The 6,663-nt window shown below is 74.0% G+C and carries 4 protein-coding genes and 1 pseudogene; 4 read left to right on the top strand and 1 reads right to left on the bottom strand.

What is annotated here, in order from left to right:
* The 3 genes from FK498_RS16190 to FK498_RS16180 all read left to right on the top strand — a co-directional run.
* Positions 1-543: SDR family NAD(P)-dependent oxidoreductase (locus FK498_RS16190; RefSeq protein ID WP_141856352.1), on the top strand; the 543-nt coding region annotated here is incomplete at its 5' end.
* 161 nt (positions 544-704) lie between these two features.
* Entirely contained in the window at positions 705-4,181 is a 3,477-nt protein-coding gene (locus FK498_RS16185; RefSeq protein ID WP_141856350.1) for an indolepyruvate ferredoxin oxidoreductase family protein, read from the top strand.
* A gap of 30 nt (positions 4,182-4,211) precedes the next feature.
* On the top strand, positions 4,212-5,357 hold the full coding sequence (locus FK498_RS16180; protein ID WP_141856349.1) for an acyl-CoA dehydrogenase family protein: 1,146 nt from the start codon (positions 4,212-4,214) through the stop codon (positions 5,355-5,357).
* On the opposite strand, the gene rsmI is transcribed toward FK498_RS16180, so the two are convergent.
* Complete coding sequence (gene rsmI / locus FK498_RS16175; RefSeq protein ID WP_141856348.1) at positions 5,335-6,225, bottom strand: 16S rRNA (cytidine(1402)-2'-O)-methyltransferase; 891 nt, start codon at positions 6,223-6,225, stop codon at positions 5,335-5,337. The genes FK498_RS16180 and rsmI overlap by 23 nt on opposite strands.
* 29 nt (positions 6,226-6,254) lie before the next feature.
* On the opposite strand from rsmI, the pseudogene FK498_RS16170 reads away from it, so the two are divergent.
* Positions 6,255-6,663, top strand: a pseudogene (locus FK498_RS16170) (ABC transporter substrate-binding protein); the annotation flags it as partial.

Here is a 6,663-nt window from a genome sequence, read left to right as displayed (position 1 = left end):
GCGCTCGCCTGCGCCGGCATCGCCCCCGCCCAGCGCCTCGTGCGCCGCGACCGCGCCACCGGCACGCCGAAGCCGCACGACATGGCGCTGTTCGAGCGGGTGGTCGCGGTGAACCTCCTGGGTGCGGTGCGGCTCGCGACGGCGGCGGCGGCGGCGATGGCCGCGCTCGAGCCGCTCGGCGAGGACCGGGAGCGCGGCGTGATCGTGCTCGCCGGGTCGATCGCGGCCGAGGACGGGCAGATCGGCCAGGCCGCCTATGCCGCGAGCAAGGGAGGCGTGCTGGGCTTCACCCTGCCGGCCGCGCGCGACCTCGCCGAGTGGGGGATCCGGGTCGTCACCGTGATGCCGGGCGTGTTCCGCACGCCGATGGTCGCAGGGCTGCCGGAGGAGGTGCAGCGGTCGCTCGCCGCGCAGGTGCCGTTCCCGCGCCGGCTCGGCCGGCCCGAGGAGTTCGCCCGCCTGGTGGCCGAGGTCGTCGAGAACTCGATGCTGAACGGGGCTGCGCTCAGGCTCGACGGCGCGCTGCGCATGCCGCCGCGGTGAGCGGGCAGCCGCGACACGGCGTTTCGGAAGCAGCGCAGCAAAATTGCCGGGCGTTGCCGATGCGCGGCCAAGTCGAAAAGGACATGGCATGGGGTTTTCGGTTAACCTTGCTGTCCTGAATAGAGCGCCGCGTGGTGCGGTCTGACGGGAGACGGTGCTGCATGGACTCGCTCAGCGGTCACGCACCCATCACGCTAGAGAGCCGGTTCGTCGACCTGGATGCCCCGGTGCTGCTGACCGGCATCCAGGCGCTGGTTCGCCTGCTCCTGGAGCAGTCGCGGCTCGACCGGATGGCGGGGCTGCGCACGGCCGGGCTCGTCTCGGGCTATCGCGGCTCGCCGCTCGGCGGGCTCGACAAGGAGCTCTGGCAGCGGCGCCGGCTGCTCGACGCGCACGACATCCGCTTCCAGCCGGGACTGAACGAGGATCTCGGCGCCACCATGCTCTGGGGCGCGCAGATGGTGGACGTGTTCCCGGGCAAGCGCTTCGACGGCGTGTTCACCCTCTGGTACGGCAAGGGACCGGGTGTGGATCGTTCCGGAGATGCGCTCCGCCATGTGAACTACTTCGGCACGGCGAGGCATGGCGGCGCGATCGCGGTGGCGGGCGACGATCACGCCGCGCAGTCCTCGGTCCTGCCGCACCAGACCGACCAGATCTTCGAGGCGGTGATGATGCCGGTCCTCAATCCGGCCGGCGTCGAGGAGGTGTTGTCCTTCGGCCTCGCCGGGCTGGCGATGAGCCGCTTCTGTGGCCTCTGGGTGGCGCTCAAGACCATCGCCGAGACCATCGAGGGCGCGGCCACCCTCGTCGTTCCGTCCTCGCGTCGCTACGCGGTGCCCGCGGATGTCGTCATCCCGCCGCACGGGCTGAACCTCGACCCGACCCTGCGCTGGCCGGGGCAGCGGGCCGAGCTCGAACGTCGCGTGGTCGAGGAGCGGCTGCCCGCGGCGGTCGCGTTCGCCCGCGCGAACGCGTTCGACCGCGTGCTCTGGGGCAGGCCCGACGCGCCGATCGGCATCGTCACCGCCGGCAAGGCGCATCTCGACGTGATCCGGGCGCTCGACGATCTCGGCCTGCCGCCGGATCGTGCCGCCGCGGCCGGGATCGCGCTCTACAAGGTGGCGATGACCTGGCCGCTCGAGCCCGAGGGGCTCGCCCGCTTCGCCACCGGCAAGCGCGCGGTCCTCGTGGTCGAGGAGAAGCGCAGCCTGGTCGAGCGCCAGGCGCGCGACCTCCTCTACAACCTGCCGGCCGACAGGCGCCCCGCGATCGCCGGCAAGCGCGGGCTGAACGGGGCCCCGCTGCTGCCCGAGGCCGGCGAGTTCTCACCCGCGACGGTCGCCGGGGCGCTCGCGCGCTTCCTCGGCACGCTCGGCATCACGGCCGCGCCGCCGGTGCTCGACATGCCGCCGCCGGCCGAGGCGCTGAAGCGCGCGCCGTTCTTCTGCGCCGGCTGTCCGCACAACACCTCGACCGTTGTGCCCGACGGGTCGCAGGCGCTGGGCGGGATCGGCTGCCACACGCTGGCCCTCGGCGAGGTCGGGCGGGCGAAGACCGTGACCCACATGGGCGCCGAGGGCGTGACCTGGGTCGGACTCGCGCCCTTCACCGAGATCCCGCACATGTTCGTCAACATGGGCGACGGCACCTACCAGCACTCCGGCGTGCTGGCGATCCGCCAGGCGGTGCTGGCCGGGGCGCGCATGACCTACAAGCTGCTCTACAACAGCGCGGTCGCCATGACCGGGGGCCAGCCGGTCGATGGCGGGCCGTCCGTGGCGCAGATCGCAACACAGCTCGCCGCCGAGGGGGTGACGCGGATCGCCGTGATCGCCGACGACGGCGCGCGCCTGCCGGCCGCGCGCGACCTGCCCCCGGGCACCGAACGGCATACCCGCGAGGCGCTGCGCGAGGTGCAGCGACGCTTCCGCGAACTGCCGGGCGTGACGGTGATCATCTACGACCAGATCTGCGCCACCGAGAAGCGGCGCAAGCGCAAGCGTGGCGCGATGGCGATCCCCGAGGTCTCGGTGGTGATCAACGAGCGCGTCTGCGAGAACTGCGGCGACTGCACCGTGCAGTCGAACTGCGTGGCGATCGAGCCGGTGGAGACGCCCTATGGCCGCAAGCGCCGCATCTCGCCCTCGACCTGCAACACCGACCTCTCCTGCCTGAAGGGCTTCTGTCCGTCCTTCGTCACGGTCGGCACGGCGCGCCGCCCACCCAGGCCCGCCGCGCGCATCCTGGAGATGGAGGCGGAGTTCGCGCGCAGCCTGCCCGCCCCGCCCCTCGGCACGATCGGCGACCGGCCGTGGCGCGCGCTGTTCGCCGGCGTCGGCGGCGGCGGCATCGTCACCACCGGCGCGATCGTCGCCATGGCCGCGCATCTCGAGGGCCGCGCGGTGCGTACGCTCGACTTCACGGGGCTCGCGCAGAAGAACGGCGCGGTGGTCGGCCACGTCCACGTCGCGCGCGACGAGGCCGCGCTCGACGTGGCGCGTGTGCCGCTGCGCGGGGCCGACCTGATGCTGGCCGCTGACATGGCGGTCGCGGCCGGGCGCGACGTGCTGCCGCGCGTGAAGCGCGATGCCGCCGTCATCGGCAACGGCACCCTTGGCGCGGTCGCCGCGCTGGTGCGCGATCCGGACGTGGTGCTCGATTCGGCGCTGCATCGGAGCGCGATCGAGGCGGCGATCCCCGAGGGCGCCGCGCTCTGGCTCGATGCCGCGCGCATCGCCGAGGCGCTGTTCGGCGAGGCGCAGGCGATGAACACGATCCTGCTCGGCGCGGCGTTCCAGCGCGGCCGCGTGCCGCTGCGCGAGGCGAGCCTGCTGCGCGCGATCGAGCTGAACGGCGCGGCGGTGGAGGTGAACCGGCGCGCCTTCCTCTGGGGCCGCGCGCTCGGCCACGACCCGAAGCTCGCCGAGGCGCTGCTCGCGACCCCGCGCGCGCCCGACTCGCTCGACGCCATCGTCGCCGAGCGCGCCGTCGAACTGGTCCGCTACCAGGACGACCGGCTGGCGCGCCGCTACCGCGCGCTGGTCGAGCGCGCCGCGGCGCGCGAGGCCGAGGTCGCCGGCGCGCCCGGCGCCTTCGCGCGCGCCGTCGCCGAGGGATACTTCCACGTGCTCGCCTACAAGGACGAGTACGAGGTCGCGCGTCTGCTCAGCGACGAGGCGTTCCTCGGCTCGCTGCGCGAGACCTTCGGCCCGGAGGCCCCGCTCACCTTCCATCTCTCGCCGCCGATCCCGTTTCTCGGCCGCGATCCGGCCACGGGGCGGCGGCGCAAGCTGGCGCTTTCCGGACGCTGGATGCTGCCGGTCTTCCGCCTGCTGCGCCGGGGCAGGCGCCTGCGCGGCACGCTCGCCGATCCGTTCCGCTGGCAGGAGGACCGCCGCCTCGAGCGGGCGATGATTGTCGCCTTCGAGCAGGACGTGGAGGCGGCACTCGCGCATCTCTCGCCCCCGACGCTCGCGACCGCGATCGAGCTGGTCCGGCTGCCCTTCGCCGTGCGCGGCTTCGGCCCGCTGAAGCGGACGAGCCACGCGCGCGCGGAGGCGCGGCGTGCCGCCCTGCGCGCAGATCTCGCCGCTCCGCAACCCGGGCGTGTGGCGGCGCCCGCCGTGGCGCAGTAAGCCTTCGGCCGGGACGGAGGAGCGACATCCATGCTGGAACGGACCCCGGCGGAGCTCGCCGAGACGCGCAGCCTCGTCGTCGACACGGCACGAGCCTTCGCGCGCGAGAAGCTCGCGCCGGGTGCGGCGGCGCGCGAGCGTGCCCGCGCGATCGAGCCCGAGATCATCGCCGCGCTCGGCGAACTCGGCTTCCTCGGCGCGACCGTCGATCCGGAATGGGGCGGAGCCGGGCTCGACTATCTCACCTACGCCATGGCGCTCGAGGAGATTGCCGCCGGCGACGGCGCGGTCTCCACCCTCGTCTCGGTGCACAACGCGCCGACCTGCCTGATCCTCGAGCGGTTCGGCACGCCGGCGCAGAAGGAGCGTTTCCTGCGCCCGATGGCGACCGGCAAGGCGGTCTCCTGCTTCGCGCTCACCGAGCCGCAGGCGGGCTCGGACGCCTCGGCCTTGCGCACGCGCGCGGTGCGCGACGGCGACTCCTGGGTGATCGACGGGGCGAAGCAGTTCATCAGCAACGGCCGCATCGCCAAGGTCTGCGTGCTGTTCGCGGTGACCGACCCGAAGGCCGGCAAGAAGGGCATCTCCTGCTTCGTCGTGCCGACCGATACGCCCGGCTTCAAGGTCCTGCGCGTCGAGGAGAAGCTCGGCCAGCACGCCTCCGACACCTGCGCGCTTGCCTTCGAGGGGATGCGCGTGCCGGGCGATGCCCTGGTCGGGCAGGCGGGCGATGGCTACCGGATCGCGCTCTCGACGCTGGAAGCCGGACGGATCGGCATCGCCGCGCAGAGCGTCGGCATGGCGCGCGCCGCCCTCGACTACGCGATCGGCTACGCCAAGGAACGGATCGCCTTCGACCGCCCGCTGATCGAGCACCAGGCGGTGCGGTTCCGCCTGGTCGAGGCGCGCACCAGGCTGGAGGCGGCGCGCCAGCTCACCCATCTCGCCTGCCGCCGCAAGGACGCGGGCGAACCGGCGCTGGAAGCGGCCTGCATGGCGAAGCTCTACGCCTCCGAGGCCGCCGAGGAGATCTGCTCGGTGGCGATCCAGACGCTCGGCGGCTACGGCTATCTCGCCGATTACCCGGTCGAGCGGATCTGGCGCGACGTGCGCGTCTGCCAGATCTACGAGGGCACCTCGGACGTGCAGAAGATCATTCTCGGCCGGATGCTCTGAGCGCGCGCGCGTAGACCTCGCGGCGCGGCCGCCCGGTGGCGGTGGCGACCGCGGCGGCGGCATCGCGCACGCCCAGGCCTCGCGCGAGCGCGTCCCGCAGCATCGCCTCGACGATCGCATCACCCGCTGCCGGCTGCGGCGGGGCCGGACCGACGACGACCACGATCTCGCCGCGCGGCGTCTCGCCGGCGTAGCGCGCCGCCAGCGCGCCGAGCGTGCCGCGCGCCACCTCCTCGAACAGCTTCGTCAGTTCGCGCGCCACCGCCGCAGGGCGTTCCCCGCCCAGGCCCGCGGCGAGATCGGCGAGCAGCGCGCCGAGCCGCTGCGGCGCCTCGAACAGCACCAGCGTGGCGCCGAGCCCGGCCGCCTCGAGCCGCGCGATCTCGCCGATGCGCGCGCGCCGCGGCCCCGCCTTGGGCGGCAGGAAGCCCAGGAACAGGAACGGCGCCGGCGGCAGGCCGGAGACGGCGAGCGCGGCGAGCGCGGCCGACGGCCCCGGCACGGCGGTGACCCGATGCCCCGCCGCGATCGCCGCGCGCACCAGCCGGTAGCCGGGGTCGGAGACCAGCGGCGTGCCGGCATCGGTGACCAGCGCGAGCCGCTCCCCCGCCGCAAGACGCGCGAGCACGCGCGGGATCATCGCGTCCTCGTTGTGCTCGTGCAGCGCGGCCAGCGACGGCGCGATGCCGTGGCGGGCTGCCAGTTTCGCGGTGACGCGTGTATCCTCGCACAGCACCGCATCGGCCGCGGCCAGCACGGCGATGCCCCGTGCGGGCATGTCGTCGAGGTTGCCGATCGGTGTCGCCACCAGCGTGAGCGTCCCCGGGGGGCCGGCAACGCCCTTCGTTTCGTCGGCAGGAGGGTGCATCGGTGAGGTCTCGGTCCCGTCGCTGGTCGATGCTTAGCATCCCGATCGCCGCCGTGGCGCTGGCCGCCTGCGCGGCCCAGCCGGTGCAGCGGCCGGGCGCGGGCGCCGTGGTGGCGGCGCCGAGCGCAGCGGGGCTCGGTGCTGCGCCGCGTCCGCTGGTCGGGCCGGACGGCAAGCTGCGCGCCGCGCTCCTGCTGCCGCTCTCGGGTCCGCATGCCGCCGTCGGCGAGGCGCTGCTGAACGGCGCGCAGCTCGCCCTGTTCGAGCACGGCGCCGAGCGGATCGAGCTCCTGCCCAAGGATACCGCCGGCGACCCCGCGCGCGCGGCATCCCCCCCGCGCCCGGCGAAGGCCGTGGGTGCGGGGCTAGTTCTGGGTGCGCGATTAGCCCACGAGGCGGATGCCGTCGCGCCGCTGGCAGGGCAGGCCGCAGGATCTT

Origin of the sequence: Elioraea sp. Yellowstone, from assembly GCF_006704265.1 — a bacterium.
In the GTDB taxonomy this organism is placed as follows: Bacteria; Pseudomonadota; Alphaproteobacteria; order Acetobacterales; family Acetobacteraceae; genus Elioraea.
This window is presented reverse-complemented; position numbering and strand designations above follow the sequence as displayed.